Raw genomic sequence first — 16,778 nt, 5'->3', positions numbered from 1 at the left:
AGCCAGGGGCGTCCGCGGAGGGGGCGGGCCCGGCGCGCCCGGCCGGGTCGGCGGAGGCGGGAGCGTCGGCGGACCCGGGGGCGCGCGGGTCGGCCTGCGCGCCGTGCCGGGCATCCGCCCGCCCCGGGCCACCGGACCCCGTGCCCTTGGCGGCGTGCGCGCCCTGCCGGCTGCGCTTGGCCTCGGCCAGCCGGCGCAGGCAGACCCAGCGCGCGAGGGCGTAGAGCCACGCCTTGAGGTCGCCCTCGGCCTCCGGGCCGCGCGAGCCGCGGCGCTCGGCGAGGTGGAGCACGTCCCCCAGGGCGGCGGTCGCCGCTTCGTGGTCGCAGAGGACGGAGAGGCAGTACGTGAACAGTCCGTCCAGACACGGTTCGTAGCGAGCGGGCGGCGCCGTCCGGGGCGCCGGGCGCTCCGGCATGCGCTTGCGCGCGTCACTGTGCGCCCGGTGTGCGCCGGTTGTGTTCGTGGGAGTTTCCGGCCTGCTGCTCATCACCCGTGCGAAGTTAGGCGGATGATGCAGGCCCCTTCCGCCGTCTTGCGCGCATTTAATCCTTACGGGTGAACAGATCCCTCAAAAGGGGACAGGAAGACTTCATTCCGTGGCCTTGGCCCGTACGCGGCGCGAACAGAAAGCAGTGCGAAAAGACGGGCGACGGACGGAACTCCAGGCGGACGGCAGGCGGGCGGGAAGCGGGCGGACCCACCGTCGGCCGCGTTGTCAGTGGGCTCGGCTACGGTTTCGACCATGGCTGCCCGTACGAAAACCGCCAAGGACCGGCCGTCCTACCGCTGCACGGAGTGCGGCTGGCAGACGGCCAAATGGCTCGGCCGCTGCCCCGAATGCCAGGCCTGGGGCACGGTCGAGGAGTACGGCGCGCCCGCCGTCCGCACCACCGCCCCCGGCCGCGTCACCTCCTCCGCCGTCCCGATCGGCCAGGTCGACGGCCGCCAGGCCACCGCGCGCTCCACCGGCGTGCCCGAGCTGGACCGCGTGCTCGGCGGCGGCCTGGTCCCCGGCGCCGTGGTGCTCCTCGCGGGCGAGCCCGGCGTCGGCAAGTCCACGCTGCTCCTGGACGTCGCGGCGAAGGCGGCGAGCGGCGACCACCGCACGCTCTACGTCACCGGCGAGGAGTCGGCGAGCCAGGTCCGGCTGCGCGCCGACCGCATCGGCGCCATCGACGACCATCTGTTCCTGGCGGCCGAGACCGATCTGGCCGCCGTCCTCGGCCACTTGGACGCGGTCAAGCCCTCCCTCCTGATCCTCGACTCCGTCCAGACGGTGGCGTCCCCGGAGATCGACGGGGCACCCGGCGGCATGGCGCAGGTCCGCGAGGTCGCGGGCGCCCTGATCCGCGCCTCCAAGGAGCGCGGCATGTCCACGCTCCTGGTCGGCCACGTCACCAAGGACGGCGCCATCGCGGGCCCCCGCCTCCTGGAGCATCTCGTCGACGTGGTCCTGCAGTTCGAGGGCGACCGCCACGCGCGCCTGCGCCTGGTCCGCGGCGTCAAGAACCGGTACGGGACGACGGACGAGGTCGGCTGCTTCGAGCTGCACGACGAGGGGATCACCGGACTCGCCGACCCCAGCGGCCTCTTCCTCACCCGCCGCGCGGAGCCCGTCCCCGGCACCTGTCTGACCGTCACCCTGGAGGGCCGCCGCCCCCTGGTGGCCGAGGTCCAGGCGCTCACCGTCGACTCGCAGATCCCGAGCCCCCGGCGCACCACCTCCGGACTGGAGACCTCCCGCGTCTCGATGATGCTGGCCGTCCTGGAGCAGCGCGGCCGGATCACCGCCCTCGGCAAGCGGGACATCTACAGCGCGACGGTCGGCGGAGTGAAGCTCTCCGAGCCCGCGGCCGACCTCGCCGTCGCCCTCGCCCTGGCGAGCGCCGCGAGCGACACCCCGCTCCCGAAGAATCTCGTCGCGATCGGAGAAGTGGGCCTGGCGGGCGAGGTCAGACGGGTCACGGGCGTCCAGCGCAGGCTCGCCGAGGCGCACCGTCTGGGCTTCACGCACGCCCTCGTACCGGCCGATCCCGGGAAGATCCCCGCTGGTATGAAGGTCATCGAAGTCGCCGACATGGGGGACGCCCTGCGTGTCCTTCCGAGATCCCGTCGTCGAGAGGCCCCACGGGAGGAGGAGGACCGCCGGTAGACTTTGCCCTGGTCTCGCCCATCCGTACGAAGCAAGGTGTGCGGCAGAGGCCCGGACAACCTGCGACCGAGGGAGTGCAGTGGCAGCCAACGACCGGGCAGCGTTTCCCGGCAAGCCCGGTTCGAGCTCCGGTGCCGATGGGCTGATGCGCGCCTCCCTGAGCGCCGTCGCGCCCGGCACGGCACTCCGCGACGGCCTGGAGCGCATCCTCCGCGGCAACACCGGCGGACTGATCGTCCTCGGCTTCGACAAGACCGTCGAGTCGATGTGCACGGGCGGGTTCAACCTGGACGTGGAGTTCACGGCGACCCGCCTGCGCGAGCTGTGCAAGCTCGACGGCGGCATCGTCCTGGACAAGGACATCACCAAGATCCTGCGCGCCGGCGTGCAGCTGGTGCCGGACCCGACGATCCCCACCGAGGAGACGGGCACCCGGCACCGCACGGCGGACCGCGTCTCCAAGCAGGTCGGCTTCCCGGTCGTCTCCGTCTCCCAGTCCATGCGCCTGATCGCGCTGTACGTGGACGGTCAGCGCCGCGTCCTGGAGGACTCGGCGGCGATCCTCTCCCGCGCGAACCAGGCCCTCGCGACCCTGGAGCGGTACAAGCTCCGCCTCGACGAGGTCGCGGGCACGCTCTCCGCCCTGGAGATCGAGGACCTGGTGACGGTCCGGGACGTCACGGCGGTCGCGCAGCGCCTGGAGATGGTGCGCCGCATCGCCACGGAGATCGCCGAGTACGTGGTGGAGCTGGGCACGGACGGGCGTCTTCTCGCCCTCCAGCTGGACGAGTTGATCGCGGGCGTCGAGCCCGAGCGCGAGCTGGTCGTGCGGGACTACGTCCCCGAGCCCACCGCCAAGCGCTCCCGCACGGTCGACGAGGCGCTCGCCGAGCTGGACTCCCTCAGCCACGCGGAGCTCCTCGAACTCCCCATCGTGGCCCGCGCCCTGGGCTACACCGGCTCTCCGGAGGCCCTGGACTCCGCGGTGTCCCCGCGGGGCTTCCGCCTCCTGGCCAAGGTCCCCCGGCTCCCCGGCGCGATCATCGACCGCCTCGTCGAGCACTTCGGCGGCCTGCAGAAGCTGCTCGCCGCCAGCGTGGACGACCTCCAGACGGTGGACGGCGTGGGCGAGGCGCGTGCGCGCAGCGTCCGCGAGGGCCTCTCGCGCCTGGCCGAGTCGTCAATCCTGGAGCGTTACGTCTAGCACCCCGAAGGGGCGCGGGGAGCTGCGCGCCCCGCCACAACGGGCCCGCAGCCGCGAACTCAGTCCTTCTCCAGCACGAACGAGGCGCGTGCGGTCCCCAGACCGGGGGCCTTCGCCTCCACCAGGTACGTGCCCGGGGCCGCCGACCCCGCCGAAGGCGTCGCGCACTGCGGGGCGCTGGCCCGGCGGTCCCACTGGACCGCGTGCGTGACGCGGCCGTCCGCCGGCACCCGCAGCAGCAGGCTGCCGTTTCCTGACGGGCAGTCGGCCGAGGACCAGAACTCCTTGTCGCCCTCGGCCTGAGTGATCGTCAGGACCGTGCCCTTGGCGCCGAGGTCGACCTTGCAGGCCTTGCCGCCGCCGTTCTCGGCGATCAGCTCGAACTTCGGCTTCTCGTCGATCGCGTACTCGTTCTGGATGCTGCGGACCTTCAAGTGCACGTCGGAGCTGGTGCAGTTGGGCACGCTCGTGCCGGCCGGGAGCCGGTTGCCCGAGCCGCCGCCGCCCTTGGCGCCGTCGTCGGAACCGCCGCCGGACCCCTCCGAACCGCCGGACCCGTCCGAGCCCTCGGAGTCGGAGCCCTCGGAACCGCCCGAACCGGAGCCCGAGCCGGAGCCCTCGTCCGACTCGTCCCGCCCGCCCGGGTGTTCGCTGATCGCGGGCCCGGAGTGGGAGGGGCCCGGAGTGATGGACGTGGCGGGGCCCTTGCCGCCCGGCCCGGAGGCGTCGTCCTTCCCGCCCCCGCCGCCCGCGGTGACCACCCAGACGACGAGCAGCACCAACAGCCCTAGCACGGACAGCAGAACGGCCCTCCGACGCCAGTAGATGGTGGAGGGAAGTGGCCCGACCGGATTGCGCAGAGATCCCACGCCCAAACCTTACGAGAGATCCGCTGCTTGTCCTGCCCCACCCGCCGCCTTGGGCGACAAAGTTTGCGGATCATCATCACGGAGACCCTTACCGCCCCCTGCCCATCGTCAGGGGTGTGACGGGCCGATCGCCAGGTGTGACGATTCGGTCCCACTCCGTACCGTCCGTAATCATGGACACCATGACCGACGATCTCTACCGCGACATCACCGGCTTCGCCCATGACACCCCCACCTGGTTCCAGCACCTCGCCGAGGTCTGGACCGAGCTCGGGCTGCTGCTCTTCGGGGTGCTCTTCATCGTGGCCTGGTGGCGGGCCAGGAGCGGGGAACCCCGCGCCCTGGCGATCGCGGTGCTCGCTCCCCTGGCCACCGCGGTGGCGTACGTGTGCAGCGAGTTGTTCAAGTCCGTGATCGAGGAGGAGCGGCCCTGCCGGGCGGTGGCCGGCGCGCTGACACCGCTGGTCGAGTGCCCGCCGCACGGCGACTGGTCCTTCCCCAGCAACCACTCCACGATCGCGGGCGCCGCGGCCATCGGGCTCGCGCTGGCCTGGCCGCGCATCGCGGCGCTGACGGTGCCGATGGCCGTCCTGATGGCGTTCTCGCGGGTCTTCGTCGGTGTCCACTACCCGCACGACGTCGCCGTCGGTCTCGTCTTCGGCGCGGTGGTCGCGTTCCTGGTCGTGCGGATCAGCACGCGTCCGGTGGCGCGGATCGGTCAGACGATGCGCGGGTCGAACACGGGGATCGTGCGGTGGTTCGCGGGTCCCGGCCCCGCCCCGGCGGCGGCCGCGCTTCCGGCGCAGGGTCCGGGCACGCGGGCTCCTGGCGCGTACGACCAGCAGTACGGGCAGCAGTACGGACAGCAGCACGGGCAGCGGTACGACCAGCAGCGACCGCACGGACAGCAGTACGGCCACCCGCAGGACCAGCAGTACGGGCAGCAGCACCCGCAGCAGGGGCAGCCGCAGGCCCAGCCGTACGACCCCGCCGCGTACGACCAGCCCACGATGACGTTCCGCCGCCACGACGCGCAGCAGGACTGAACCGGGACCGGACAGGGCGGTACGGATCACGGGGCTCGTCCCGGCGGCTACGCCTCCGGGACGAGCCCCGCTTCGTACGCCACGATCGCCGCCTGGACGCGGTTCCTGACGGCGAGTCGGTCCAGGACCGCGCTCACGTACGCCTTCACCGTGCCCTCCACCAGATGCAGCCGGGCGGCGATCTCCGGGTTGGACAGGCCCGCGCCGACCAGGCCGAGCACCTCGCGCTCGCGCGGGGTGAGGACCTCGACGCGGGCGCGGGCCTCGGCGCCGCGGCCCATGCGCCGGGCGCCGAAGCCGTCGATGACGTGCCGGGCGACCTTGGGCGACAGGAAGGCGGCGCCGCCCGACACCGCCCGCACCCCGGCGATCAGTTCATGGGGGTCGCCGGACTTCAGCAGGAAACCGGTGGCCCCGCCGCTCAGCGCCCGTGCGATGTACGCGTCCTCGGAGAACGTCGTCAGCATCGCGACCGCGGTGCCGGGCACCGTGCGGACGATCTCCTCGCCCGCGGCGAGCCCGTCCAGGAGCGGCATGCGGATGTCGAGCAGCGCCACGTCCGGGCGGTGGGCCCGCGCGAGGTCCACGGCCTCGCGCCCGTCACCGGCCTCCGCGACGACCTCGATGTCCCGGCCCGCGGCGAGGATGGCGCGCACCCCGGCCCGGATCATGGCCTCGTCGTCGGCCAGCAGGACCCGGATGGCGCGGTCCGCCCCGCCGCCCGCGCGCTCCTCGCCGGCCCGCTCCTCGTCCACCGCGCTCACGTCCGCTTCCTGTCGCTGCTCGTGTCCCTGTGCGTCCCGGCGCTCTTGCCGGCCTGCTTCCCTGCCTTCTTCTCGACCTCGCTCGCCGTGGGGATGACCGCCTTGTCCACGAGGCGGTCCTTCGCGGCGCCCGCCGTGCCGAAGCAGAGCCTGAAGTGCGTGACGGCGGTGAAGAGTTCACCGCTCGCGCGGTAGTACGCGCAGTCGGCGTCCGCCGGGGGCGGGGTCGGCGCACGCTCCAGCGGCGGGTCGGCGACGGTCCGGTCCGGCAGCGCGGCCTCGGCGCGGGTCTCGCCGATGCGCAGGCGCGCGTAGTCGGCGGGGTCGAGGACGGAGTGCGTGCGCGAGTACGCGTACCAGGCGAAGGTCCCCCCGACGAGTACGACGCCCGTGGCGACGGCGGCGCCGAAGGCGAGGGCGGTGCGGCGTCTCGCGTACGCGATGCGGGTGCCGGAGTGCGGCGGCGCGGGGGCGAGTGCCCTGGCCGGGAGGCGCGCGGTGACCCGGAAGCCGTCGCCGTGCGGGCCCGCGTCGAGGGTGCCGCCGAGGTCCGTGACGCGGGTGCGCAGGCCGCGCAGACCGGTGCCGCCACCGGCCGCGGGCTCGGCTCCCCGGCGTGAACCGTCCTCCTGGGGGCGGCCGTTGGTGACCGTGACCGTCGTCGTGGTGCCGTCGCGCGTCACCGTGACGGCGACGCGGGCGCCCGGCGCGTGCTTGGCGGCGTTGGTCAGGGCCTCCTGGACGACGCGGTGGACGGTGCGGTCGGTCAACGCGCCGCCCGCCGGGTCACCCGGCGCCTCGCGGGCGTCGTGTTGCCCCTCGTCGTCGGCGTAGGTGAGGTCGAGGCCCGACGCGGCGGCGCGGGCCACGAGCCCCGCGACGCTCTCGCCGACCGGGGACAGCGGGGCCTGTTCGTCGCCCTCGTCGCGCAGCAGGCCGATGATCGCGTGCAGCCGGTCGGTGGCCTGCGAGGCGGCCTCGCGCAGGTCCGCGGCGGCCTCGCGGTGCGGGTCCGGCAGGTCGGGGGCGACCTGGAGCGCGCCCGCGCGCACCGCGATCAGGCTCAGCTCGTGGCCCAGGGAGTCGTGCATGTCCTGGGCGATACGGGCCCGTTCGCGCAGCCGGGCCCGGTCGGCGACGATGCGCTGCTCGCGCTCCAGCTGGTCGGCCCTGGCCCAGCCGGCGGCGGCCAGCTCGCGGCCCTGGCGCCAGTAGCGGCCCGCGAGCCAGGGGAAGACGGCGCCGAACACCAGCGTCCCCATGAGGACGAGCCACTCGACGACCGGGTCCACGTCGCGTGCCGCGATCTTGACGGTGCCGGCGAGGGCGATGCCCGCGAAGGCGAGCAGGGCGGGGCGGGCGCGGGATCCTCGGCGGCCGAGGAGCAGGGCGAGGACGGCGAAGGCCGGGCCGTAGGAGAGCGTGAAGAGGGAGGAGGCGGTGGCGAGGCCGAGGGCGGCGGTGAGGAGGAAGGCGAGCAGGGGGCGTGCGCGGCCGACCGCGACGGCGGTGGCGAGGACCGCCAGGGCGAGGAACTGCTGCACGGCGGAACGGGGTTCGTTCAGGCCCAGGCGGTCCACGCTCACGACGGGGACGGCCAGGGCGGCCCACAGCAGGGCGTCTCGGGTACGGCGGTGCACCTCGCCGACGGTACTGGCCGGGGGTCTCGCGCGCCCCTGCCGATCGTCAGGTCCTGTCTCCGTTCGGGCCCGGTCCGGCGGGGCGCGGTCCGTCCGGTCGTCCGCGCTGCCCGTGCCCGGCGCCGGGGCGCGGTCCTTACGATCCTTCCACCGCTCCGCGGCGGTTCTCCCACCCGGCCCGTTCCGTTTCGTTGGCCCGTGGCCGTGCGGGCCCGTGGCAGGATCGGGGATGCCATGACTGCGCCCACGAAGCCCACGCCGAACAGCCCCGCCCACAGTCCCGCTCCCGGGGACGTCCCCGAGCCCGCCGGTGAGGACCTGCACAGGCCCGTCATCGCCTGGTTCGACACGCACGCCCGTGATCTGCCGTGGCGTCGCGAGGACGCCGGGCCGTGGGGCGTGATGGTCAGCGAGTTCATGCTCCAGCAGACGCCCGTCAGCCGCGTGCTGCCGGTGTACGAGCAGTGGCTCGCCCGCTGGCCCCGCCCCGCCGACCTCGCCAAGGAGGCGCCCGGCGAGGCCGTCCGCGCCTGGGGGCGGCTCGGCTACCCCCGCCGCGCCCTGCGCCTGCACGGCGCCGCCGTCGCCATAACGGAGCGGCACGGCGGCGACGTGCCCACCCAGCACGCCCAGCTGCTCGCGCTGCCCGGCATCGGGGAGTACACCGCGGCCGCCGTGGCCTCCTTCGCGTACGGGCAGCGGCACGCCGTGCTCGACACGAACGTCCGGCGGGTCTTCGCGCGCGCCGTGACCGGCGTGCAGTACCCGCCGAACGCCACCACCGCCGCCGAGCGCAAGCTCGCCCGCGCCCTGCTGCCCGAGGACGAGGCCACCGCTTCCCGGTGGGCCGCCGCCTCGATGGAGCTGGGCGCGCTGGTGTGCACGGCCAAGAACGAGGACTGCGCGAAGTGCCCGATCGCGGCGCAGTGCGCCTGGCGGGCGGCCGGCAAGCCCGCGCACGAGGGCCCGGCCCGCCGCGGCCAGACGTACGCGGGGACGGACCGCCAGGTGCGCGGCAAGCTGCTCGCGGTGCTCCGCGAGGCCGTGACACCGGTGCCGCAGGCGGCGCTCGACCGCGTGTGGGACGAGCCGGTGCAGCGGGCCCGCGCGCTGGACGGCCTGGTCGCGGACGGTCTCGTCGAGCCGCTCGCGGACGGTTTCTACCGGCTGCCTTTGACCTGAGGGCAGCGGGTCCCCGGGCCCTCGTAAACGCAGGCATTTACGCGAGACCTACTTCTGTTACACAACCGACGTACAGCCGTGCGTCCGCCGCTGGCTGCTCCGCACAACCTCGTGACAACGCCTCCGTAGCTTCATACCTGCACCGCACAGACAGGGACGGCGGGCGGCAATGGGGACGGAACGGAGGCGGTTTGGTATGGCGCACGGCGAGGTGCTCGAGTTCGAAGAGTACGTCCGCACTCGGCAGGATGCCCTGCTGCGCAGTGCCCGGCGCCTGGTCCCGGACCCCGTGGACGCCCAGGACCTGCTGCAGACGGCGCTCGTACGGACGTACGGCCGCTGGGAGGGCATAGCCGACAAGCGGCTCGCCGACGCCTACCTGCGCCGCGTCATGATCAACACGCGTACGGAGTGGTGGCGGGCCCGCAAGCTCGAAGAGGTGCCCACCGAGCAGCTGCCCGACGCGAGCGTGGAAGACTCCACCGAGCAGCACGCGGACCGCGCGCTGCTGATGGACGTCATGAAGGTTCTCGCGCCCAAGCAACGCAGCGTCGTCGTGCTGCGACACTGGGAGCAGATGTCCACGGAGGAGACGGCCGCCGCCCTCGGCATGTCGGCCGGAACGGTCAAGAGCACGCTGCACCGGGCGCTCGCCCGGCTCCGCCAGGAGCTGGAGAGCCGTGACCTGGACGCCCGCGCGCTCGAACGTGAGGAGCGGGAGAGTTGCGCGGCCTAGGCCCTCGGGTCAGAAAAAGCGTGCAGGCGGTGAGCGCGACGGTGGTCGCGGTCGCCGCCCTCGGCCTTTTGCTCTCCGCCTGCTCGACGGGCGGTTCCGGCGCGCGCGACGAGGGCCCGGCCCACAGCGAGCCGGTGGTGTCCTCGGCGCCCTCCCCGTCGGGCTCGGCGTCGGCCTCGCTGCCCGCCAAGAAGATCGACGCGGTGCGGCTGGTCAAGAACGACCCGAAGGTGAGCCCCGACATCAAGCGGGACCTGAAGCCGTGCACGGGGAACGCGTACCCGATCGACGTCACGTACGGGAACCTGACCGGCGGACCCTCCGCCGATGTGGTGGTCAACGTCCAGACCTGCGCCGACGCGGTGGGCATCGGCAGCTACGTGTATCGCGCGCAGGGCGACACGTACGAGAATGTCTTCAGTGCCGAGGAGCCCGCCTCCGTCTACGCCGAGATCGACCGGGGCGATCTGGTCGTGACGAAGCAGATGTACGAGAAGGGCGACTCGGTCGCCTACCCCTCGGGCGAGGAAGTGATCACGTACCACTGGTCGTCGAACCGCTTCACGGAGACGCAGCGCACCCGCAGCGACTTCAGCAACGCGGTGGGCGGCGAGCCGACCGCGCCGTCGGCGGACTGACGTACGCCATGATCCCTCGCACAGACCGCCGCACCGAGAAGGACTGAGAGCACCCGATGGCAGAGCAGACCCACGTCCTGTTCGTCGAGGACGACGACGTCATCCGCGAGGCCACCCAGCTCGCCCTGGAGCGCGACGGCTTCGCGGTGACCGCCATGCCCGACGGTCTCGCGGGCCTGGAGGCGTTCCGCTCGGACCAGCCGGACATCGCGCTGCTCGACGTGATGGTGCCGGGCATGGACGGCGTCTCGCTGTGCCGCCGGATCCGCGAGGAGTCGACCGTTCCGGTGATCATGCTGTCGGCGCGTGCCGACTCCATCGACGTGGTGCTCGGCCTGGAGGCCGGCGCCGACGACTACGTGACCAAGCCGTTCGACGGTGCCGTCCTGGTCGCCCGCATCCGCGCGGTCCTGCGCCGCTTCGGGCACGCCAGCGGTCCCGGCTCCGCCTCCGGCGGCCAGGAGGAGGGCTCCGCGGCGGACGGCGGGGTGCTGCACTTCGGCGACCTGGAGATCGACACGGTCGGCATGGAGGTCCACCGGGACGGAGCGCCCGTGGCGCTGACGCCGACCGAGATGCGCCTGCTCCTGGAGTTCTCCTCCGCGCCGGGCACGGTCCTCTCCCGCGACAAGCTCCTGGAGCGGGTGTGGGACTACGGCTGGGGCGGCGACACCCGGGTCGTCGACGTCCATGTGCAGCGGCTGCGCACGAAGGTGGGACAGGACCGCATCGAGACGGTCCGCGGCTTCGGCTACAAGCTCAAGGCGTGACGGATCAGGTGAAGAACGGCGTGCCGCGACCGCGGCGCTTCAGGGGACGCGGGGGACGGCGCATATGAACGGGGGCACGAGCGCGGGCACGCGCGCGGCCGAGCGCGGCCGCGCTCTGGTCGAGCACGTCCGTGAGCTGGGCGGGCGTGTCCGCGAGCTGTTCCGCACCCGCCTGCGCACCGGCGTGCGCTGGAAGATCGCCGCGGCGATCGCGCTGGTCGGGGCGCTGGTCGCGATCGCGCTGAGCCTGGTCGTGCACAACGCCGCGCGGGTCTCGATGCTCGACAACGCGCGCGACGTGCAGGACGAGCGCATCCAGTTCGCGCTGCGCCTCTACTCCTCCCCCGGCCAGCGGCAGACCCTGCAGTTCGGCACGAAGGTCGACGACCCCGAGCTGCCCCAGGAGCTGCGGCAGAAGGTGCTCAAGGGCCGTCGCGCCACCTTCGTCGAGGAGAAGCCGGACGGCGTGCCCGACATCTGGGCGGCCGTGCCGCTCGCCGACGGGCACGTCCTGTCGCTGCACTCCCGCTTCACCGACCGCAGCGCCACCGTCATGAAGGACCTCGACCAGGCGCTGCTGATCGGCTCGATCGCGGTCGTCTTCGGCGGCTGCGCGCTGGGCGTGCTGATCGGCGGGCAGCTGTCGCGGCGGCTGCGCAAGGCGGCGACGGCGGCGAGCGAGGTCGCCCAGGGCCAGACGGACGTCAGCGTCCGCGAGGCGATCGGCGGTGTCGTCAAGGACGAGACCGACGACGTGGCGAGCGCCGTGGACGCCATGGCGGACGCGCTCAAGCAGCGTCTGGAGGCCGAGCGCCGGGTGACCGCGGACATCGCGCACGAGCTGCGCACGCCGGTGACCGGGCTGCTCACGGCGGCCGAGCTGCTGCCGCCCGGCCGGCCGAGCGAGCTGGTCAAGGACCGCGCGCAGGCGATGCGGACGCTCGTCGAGGACGTCCTCGAAGTGGCCCGCCTCGACTCCGCCGCCGAGCGGGCCGAGCTGCAGGACATCACGCTCGGCGAGTTCGTCGAGCGGCGGATGGCGACGCTGAGCGCGGACGTGACGGTGACGGTGGTGCACGAGTCGGAGGTCACCACCGATCCGCGCCGCCTGGAGCGGATCCTCGGCAATCTCGTCGCCAACGCGGCCAAGCACGGCAAGCCGCCCATCGAGGTCAGCGTCGAGGGCCGCGTGGTCCGCGTGCGCGACCACGGGCCCGGCTTCCCCGAGGCGCTCCTGAACGAGGGGCCGAGCCGGTTCCGCACGGGCAGCGCCGACCGGGCGGGCCACGGGCACGGCCTCGGTCTGACGATCGCCGCGGGCCAGGCGCGGGTGCTCGGCGCGCGGCTCACCTTCCGCAACGTACGCCCGGCGGGGGCGGCGCCCGACGAGCCCGCCGAGGGCGCGGTCGCCGTGCTGTGGCTGCCGGAGCACGCGCCGACGAACACGGGCAGCTATCCGGTGCTCCAGCTGCCGGACCATCTGTGAGGGGCCTCAGCAGCTCCAGTCCTTGTCCAGGTCGAGTCCGCCCTCGCGGCGCTGCGTGAACGAGAACCAGTTCCCGGAGTCGTCGCGGAACAGCGCCTCGGTGCCGTACGGACGCTCCTGCGGCTCCTGGACGAACTCGACGCCGCGCGCCTTCAGCTTCGCGTAGTCCCCGTGGACGTCGTCGGTGAGGAGGACGCCCGCGCCGAGCATGCCCTTGGCCACCAGCTTCTTCATGGCCTCGGCCGACTCGGGGTCCATGGCGGGCGAGCCCGGCACCATCAGGGTGAGCTCGACGTCGGGCTGGTCCTTGGCGCCGACGGTGAGCCAGCGCATGCCGCCGTCGCCCATCGTCAGGTCGGTGCGGACCTCCAGGCCCAGCTTCTCCGTGTAGAACTCCTTGGCCCGGTCCTGGTCGAGGACCCAGACGGTGGAGATGGCGAGTCCCTTGATCATGGCGTGCTCCAAAGCGGAAGAGGAGGCGGGCGGCTTTCCGCCCTGCCGGGCTGCCGGGCGCCTTTCGCGCCCGCCGATTCACCGTAGGCGGCACCGGCCTCAGCCCGCTTCTTCAGAATTGCGGGACCCGTCCGGGGAATCGCGGGACCGGTCCGGGGCCCCGCCGGCCTCCCCGGCGTCCCTGCTCCCCCGGGCGGGAAAGCCGCCGGCCCACAACATCGCGTAGCACCCGGGGATCAGCGCGGCGCCCCGGCCCACGTGCCGCGTGCGGTACTCGCTCGGGGTCAGGCCCGTCTGCCGCTTGAACGTCGACGAGAAGGTGCCGACGCTGCTGAAGCCGACCAGCATGCAGATCTCCGTGACCGACAGGTCGGCCGCGCGCAGCATGTCCTCGGCGCGCTCGATGCGGCGGCGCGACAGATAGCGGCCGGGCGTCTCGCCGTACACCTCCTTGAAGGCGCGCAGGAAGTGGTGGCGGGAGTACCCCGCGTGGGCCGCGATCGCGTCCAGGTCGAGGTCCGGGTCGGCCCAGTCGCGGTCCATGGCGTCCTTCGCGCGGCGCAGCTGCCGCAGTCTGTCCACCCCTCCGATGCTGGCACGCGGCACTGACAACGGCCCCCGGCGCGGTGTGCACCGGGGGCCGTGCGCCGAGGAGGCGGCGGAGGGATCAGACGACCTCTGCGACGTGCTGGTCCCGGACCGCCTGCGCGGAGTCCCCGTCCGCGCCCCCGGCGGGCTTCTTGTCCGCGGGGCCCGAGCCGCGCAGCGGGGTCTCCTTCACGAAGAAGGAGGCGAGCAGCGCCGCGACGCCGATGGCGGCGCCCAGCAGGAAGGCGGCGTGCGTGCCGGACGACACCGCGTGCTGGTAGGCGTCCCGGATGACCGCCGGCAGCTGCTGGAGGCTCGCCGCGTCGAGCTGCGCGGACTTCTCGGTGACCTTGCCGCCCAGCTCACCGGCGCGGTCGGCCATCACGTCCTGGACGCGGCGGTTGAAGAGCGCGCCCATGATCGCGACGCCGAAGGAGGAGCCGAGGGTGCGGAAGAGCGTGGCCGAGGAGGAGGCGACGCCCATGTCCTTCATCTCGACGCTGTTCTGCGCGACGAGCATGGTGATCTGCATCAGGAAGCCCATGCCGGCGCCGAGCACGGCCATGTAGAGGCCGGAGGTCAGGCGCGTGGTGCCGGTGTCCATGGTCGAGAGCAGCACGAAGCCGACGATCATCAGGGCGGTGCCGACGATCGGGAAGATCTTGTACTTGCCGGTGGAGGTGGTGACCCGGCCCGCGACCATCGAGACCGCCATCATCGACAGCAGCATCGGGAGCAGCAGCAGACCGGAGTTGGTCGCGGACGCGCCCTGGACCGCCTGCTGGTAGAGCGGCAGGAAGAGCATCGCGCCGAACATCACGAAGCCGGTGATGAAGCCGATGAGGGACATCAGCGAGAAGTTGCGGCTGCGGAAGATGTGCAGCGGCATGATCGGCTCGGCGGCCCTCTTCTGGACGAGCAGGAAGCCGATGAGCGCGACGACGCCGATCGCGATGAGCTCCATGATCACGGCGGAGCCCCAGGCGTACTCGGAGCCGCCCCAGGTGGTGACGAGCACGAGGGCGCTGATGCCGACGGTGAGCAGGGCCGCGCCGAGGTAGTCGATGCGTCCCTGCGCCTTCTTCTTGGGCAGGTGCAGGACGGCGGTGACCATGGCGAGGGCCACGACGCCGAGCGGCAGGTTGATGTAGAAGGCCCAGCGCCAGCCGAGGTGGTCGGTGATGGTGCCGCCGACCAGCGGGCCGCCGATCATCGCGACCGCCATGACGCCGGTCATCATGCCCATGTACTTGCCGCGGTCCCGCGGCGGCACCAGGTCGCCGATGATCGCCATGACGCCGACCATCAGGCCGCCCGCGCCGAGTCCCTGGATCGCGCGGAAGCCGATGAGCTGTCCCATGTCCTGCGCCATGCCGCTGAGCGCGGAGCCGACGAGGAAGATCACTATGGAGGCGAGGAAGGCGCCCTTGCGCCCGTACATGTCGCCGAGCTTGCCCCAGATGGGGGTGGAGGCGGCGGTGGCCAGGGTGTACCCGGTCACGACCCACGACAGATGGGCCATGCCGCCCAGGTCGCCGACGATCGTCGGCATCGCGGGGCTGACGATCATGTTGTCGAGCATCGCGAGCAGCATCGCGATCATGAGGGCCATCAGTACGACGCGCACGCTGCGCGGCTGCGGCTCGGCCTTCGCGGTGCCGGATGCCGCGCCGCCCGGCTCCGGACTCGGCACGGCGTTCCCCGTGGTCTTCTCTGCCATCTTCCCTGCTCCCCGCATACCCGGAACGATTCCGGACCACTTACTTGCCGCCCGGCTAGTTGACTACACTGTGGGAAGGTAGACCCCTAACTAGCCGGGCGTCAAGTAAGTTAAGTGGAGGCGAGGAGAACCCGATGGACACGGTCACGGGCAAGCAGCAGCGCCGCGGGAACACCCGCCAGCGCATTCAGGACGTGGCCCTCGAACTCTTCGCCGAGCAGGGGTACGAGAAGACGTCGCTGCGCGAGATCTCCGAGCGGCTCGATGTCACGAAGGCCGCGCTGTACTACCACTTCAAGACCAAGGAAGACATCCTCACCAGCATCTTCGACGACCTCACCAGGCCCATCGACGAGCTGATCGCCTGGGGGAACGAGCAGCCGCGGCCGGTCTCGCTGGAGACCAAGCAGCAGACCCTGCGCCGCTACAGCGAGCTCCTGGTCCACGCGGCGCCGCTCTTCCGCTTCATGCAGGAGAACCAGGCGACGATGCGCGACCTGAAGACGGGCGAGAGCTTCAAGGACCGCATGCTCGGCCTCTACGAGATCCTCAAGGACCCGGACGCGCCGATGACCGACCAGGTGCGCTGCTTCAGCGCCCTGTTCACGATGCACGGCGGGATGTTCGTGCTCAAGGACGTCGAAGGCGACCCCGAGGAGAAGCGCAGGGCCATCCTGGAGGTCGCCATCGATCTGGTGACACGGGCGCACACGGGCGCGTAGTGCCGCGGCGGCTCGCGCCGCAGGTGCGGCGGGTCAGACGCGCACGCCCTCCGAGCGGAGGAAGGCGACCGGGTCGACGGCCGAGCCGTAGTTCGGGGTCGTACGGATCTCGAAGTGCAGGTGCGGGCCGCTGGAGTTGCCGGTGTTGCCCGAGAGGGCGATGCGCTGGCCGGTGGTGACGGCCTGGCCCACGCGGACGTCGACCCGCGAGAGGTGCGCGTACTGCGAGTAGGTGCCGTCGGCGTGCTTGATCACCACGGCGTTGCCGTACGCGGGACCGTCACCGGCGCCGTTCGGGCCGGCCTTGACGACGGTGCCGGTGTGCGCGGCGTCGACCTGGGTGCCGACCGGCACGGCGAAGTCCTGGCCGGAGTGCTTGTGGGCCCACATGTTGCCGCCGAGGCCGAAGCTCGCGGAGAGCGTGTAGCGGGTGACCGGGTGGACCCAGGCGGCGGCCTTGGCGGCCGCGGCGCGCTGGGCGTCGGCGGCCTTCTTCGCCTCGGCCTGCCGGGCCTTCTCGGCGGCCTTGGCCTGGGCGGCGGCCTGCGCCTGGAGGGAGTTCACGGCGACGCCGGGCAGCGAGCCGCTCTTGGCGCCGTCCGCAGCGACCGAGACCCCGGCCCCGAGAACCGCCGACGCTCCGATGCCCGCGGCGACGACGGCCGCTCGCGTGCGGAGCACCGACGGGCGGGGATGGTGGGACTTGGTGCGCTTCGACATGGGGGTGTCCTCCGGGTGTGACGACTGCGGCGCCGGCTGCGGTGCCGACTCGGGGGGCGAGAACCGGCCGGGGCCGGTCCAGGGG

15 protein-coding genes and 2 pseudogenes are annotated in these 16,778 nt (G+C 72.7%); 9 read left to right on the top strand and 8 right to left on the bottom strand.

From position 1 onward, the window contains the following. Positions 1-493: pseudogene (locus AOK22_RS39565) on the bottom strand (hypothetical protein); the annotation flags it as partial. A gap of 252 nt (positions 494-745) precedes the next feature. Here AOK22_RS39565 and radA point away from each other — a divergent pair. After that, a complete protein-coding gene (radA, locus tag AOK22_RS07350; RefSeq protein ID WP_055697766.1) occupies positions 746-2,155 on the top strand; it encodes a DNA repair protein RadA in 1,410 nt (469 codons plus the stop codon). 79 nt (positions 2,156-2,234) lie between these two features. Then, on the top strand, positions 2,235-3,359 hold the full coding sequence (disA, locus tag AOK22_RS07345) for a DNA integrity scanning diadenylate cyclase DisA (RefSeq protein ID WP_055697765.1): 1,125 nt from the start codon (positions 2,235-2,237) through the stop codon (positions 3,357-3,359). Positions 3,360-3,418: 59 nt separating this feature from the next. Here the strand turns inward: disA and AOK22_RS07340 are convergent, their stop codons facing one another. After that, a complete protein-coding gene (locus AOK22_RS07340) occupies positions 3,419-4,228 on the bottom strand; it encodes a hypothetical protein (RefSeq protein WP_079036406.1) in 810 nt (269 codons plus the stop codon). Between the two features lie 173 nt (positions 4,229-4,401). Between AOK22_RS07340 and AOK22_RS07335 the strand changes: the two are divergent. Continuing rightward, positions 4,402-5,028, top strand: a pseudogene (locus AOK22_RS07335) (phosphatase PAP2 family protein); the annotation flags it as partial. Positions 5,029-5,321: 293 nt separating this feature from the next. On the opposite strand, the gene AOK22_RS07330 reads toward AOK22_RS07335, so the two are convergent. Together AOK22_RS07330 and AOK22_RS07325 are read right to left on the bottom strand one after the other, a co-directional pair. Then, on the bottom strand, positions 5,322-5,945 hold the full coding sequence (locus tag AOK22_RS07330; protein ID WP_055697768.1) for a response regulator: 624 nt from the start codon (positions 5,943-5,945) through the stop codon (positions 5,322-5,324). Between the two features lie 89 nt (positions 5,946-6,034). Further along, positions 6,035-7,678, bottom strand: coding sequence for a sensor histidine kinase (locus AOK22_RS07325; RefSeq protein WP_055697763.1), 1,644 nt, complete (start codon positions 7,676-7,678; stop codon positions 6,035-6,037). Between the two features lie 234 nt (positions 7,679-7,912). On the opposite strand from AOK22_RS07325, the gene AOK22_RS07320 reads away from it, so the two are divergent. The 5 genes from AOK22_RS07320 (at position 7,913) to cseC (ending at position 12,490) form a co-directional block, all read left to right on the top strand. Next, positions 7,913-8,860 carry an HhH-GPD family protein gene (locus tag AOK22_RS07320; protein ID WP_055697762.1) on the top strand — a complete coding sequence of 316 codons (948 nt, stop codon included), beginning with the start codon at positions 7,913-7,915 and terminating at the stop codon, positions 8,858-8,860. A gap of 196 nt (positions 8,861-9,056) precedes the next feature. Beyond that, on the top strand, positions 9,057-9,596 hold the full coding sequence (locus tag AOK22_RS07315; protein ID WP_055697761.1) for a SigE family RNA polymerase sigma factor: 540 nt from the start codon (positions 9,057-9,059) through the stop codon (positions 9,594-9,596). Between the two features lie 20 nt (positions 9,597-9,616). Beyond that, positions 9,617-10,234, top strand: coding sequence for a hypothetical protein (locus AOK22_RS07310; RefSeq protein WP_055697760.1), 618 nt, complete (start codon positions 9,617-9,619; stop codon positions 10,232-10,234). A gap of 56 nt (positions 10,235-10,290) precedes the next feature. Then, positions 10,291-11,004 (top strand): two-component system response regulator CseB, encoded by a 714-nt coding sequence (cseB, locus tag AOK22_RS07305; RefSeq protein ID WP_055697759.1) that lies wholly within the window; start codon positions 10,291-10,293, stop codon positions 11,002-11,004. Positions 11,005-11,068: 64 nt separating this feature from the next. Further along, on the top strand, positions 11,069-12,490 hold the full coding sequence (gene cseC, locus AOK22_RS07300) for a two-component system sensor histidine kinase CseC (RefSeq protein WP_079036404.1): 1,422 nt from the start codon (positions 11,069-11,071) through the stop codon (positions 12,488-12,490). A gap of 6 nt (positions 12,491-12,496) precedes the next feature. Here cseC and AOK22_RS07295 read toward each other — a convergent pair whose 3' ends face one another. The 3 genes from AOK22_RS07295 to AOK22_RS07285 form a co-directional block, all read right to left on the bottom strand. After that, positions 12,497-12,943, bottom strand: a complete 447-nt coding sequence (locus AOK22_RS07295) for a VOC family protein (protein ID WP_055697758.1) — start codon at positions 12,941-12,943, stop codon at positions 12,497-12,499. 99 nt (positions 12,944-13,042) lie between these two features. Continuing rightward, positions 13,043-13,525, bottom strand: coding sequence for a helix-turn-helix transcriptional regulator (locus AOK22_RS07290; protein WP_425264008.1), 483 nt, complete (start codon positions 13,523-13,525; stop codon positions 13,043-13,045). A gap of 85 nt (positions 13,526-13,610) precedes the next feature. Further along, complete coding sequence (locus tag AOK22_RS07285) at positions 13,611-15,251, bottom strand: MDR family MFS transporter (RefSeq protein WP_055697757.1); 1,641 nt, start codon at positions 15,249-15,251, stop codon at positions 13,611-13,613. 134 nt (positions 15,252-15,385) lie between these two features. On the opposite strand from AOK22_RS07285, the gene AOK22_RS07280 reads away from it, so the two are divergent. Beyond that, positions 15,386-15,973 carry a TetR/AcrR family transcriptional regulator gene (locus AOK22_RS07280; RefSeq protein WP_055697756.1) on the top strand — a complete coding sequence of 196 codons (588 nt, stop codon included), beginning with the start codon at positions 15,386-15,388 and terminating at the stop codon, positions 15,971-15,973. 33 nt (positions 15,974-16,006) lie between these two features. Here AOK22_RS07280 and AOK22_RS07275 read toward each other — a convergent pair whose 3' ends face one another. Then, positions 16,007-16,693 carry a M23 family metallopeptidase gene (locus AOK22_RS07275; RefSeq protein ID WP_055697755.1) on the bottom strand — a complete coding sequence of 229 codons (687 nt, stop codon included), beginning with the start codon at positions 16,691-16,693 and terminating at the stop codon, positions 16,007-16,009. Positions 16,694-16,778 lie beyond the last annotated feature (85 nt).

It is taken from the genome of Streptomyces silaceus (assembly GCF_001419745.1).
In the GTDB taxonomy this organism is placed as follows: domain Bacteria; phylum Actinomycetota; class Actinomycetes; order Streptomycetales; family Streptomycetaceae; genus Streptomyces; species Streptomyces silaceus.
Note: the sequence above shows the minus strand (reverse complement) of the source record. Positions and strands in the feature narration are given on the sequence as shown.

What these genes read in the sequence shown, in the direction of transcription:
- AOK22_RS07280 (WP_055697756.1), top strand. Translation starts at nt 15,386, where the DNA reads ATGGACACGGTCACGGGCAAGCAGCAGCGCCGCGGGAACACCCGCCAG.
- cseC (WP_079036404.1), top strand. Translation starts at nt 11,069, where the DNA reads ATGAACGGGGGCACGAGCGCGGGCACGCGCGCGGCCGAGCGCGGCCGC.
- radA (WP_055697766.1), top strand. Translation starts at nt 746, where the DNA reads ATGGCTGCCCGTACGAAAACCGCCAAGGACCGGCCGTCCTACCGCTGC.
- AOK22_RS07330 (WP_055697768.1), bottom strand. Translation starts at nt 5,945, where the DNA reads ATGATCCGGGCCGGGGTGCGCGCCATCCTCGCCGCGGGCCGGGACATC.
- AOK22_RS07285 (WP_055697757.1), bottom strand. Translation starts at nt 15,251, where the DNA reads ATGGCAGAGAAGACCACGGGGAACGCCGTGCCGAGTCCGGAGCCGGGC.
- AOK22_RS07275 (WP_055697755.1), bottom strand. Translation starts at nt 16,693, where the DNA reads ATGTCGAAGCGCACCAAGTCCCACCATCCCCGCCCGTCGGTGCTCCGC.
- AOK22_RS07315 (WP_055697761.1), top strand. Translation starts at nt 9,057, where the DNA reads ATGGCGCACGGCGAGGTGCTCGAGTTCGAAGAGTACGTCCGCACTCGG.
- AOK22_RS07320 (WP_055697762.1), top strand. Translation starts at nt 7,913, where the DNA reads ATGACTGCGCCCACGAAGCCCACGCCGAACAGCCCCGCCCACAGTCCC.
- AOK22_RS07295 (WP_055697758.1), bottom strand. Translation starts at nt 12,943, where the DNA reads ATGATCAAGGGACTCGCCATCTCCACCGTCTGGGTCCTCGACCAGGAC.
- cseB (WP_055697759.1), top strand. Translation starts at nt 10,291, where the DNA reads ATGGCAGAGCAGACCCACGTCCTGTTCGTCGAGGACGACGACGTCATC.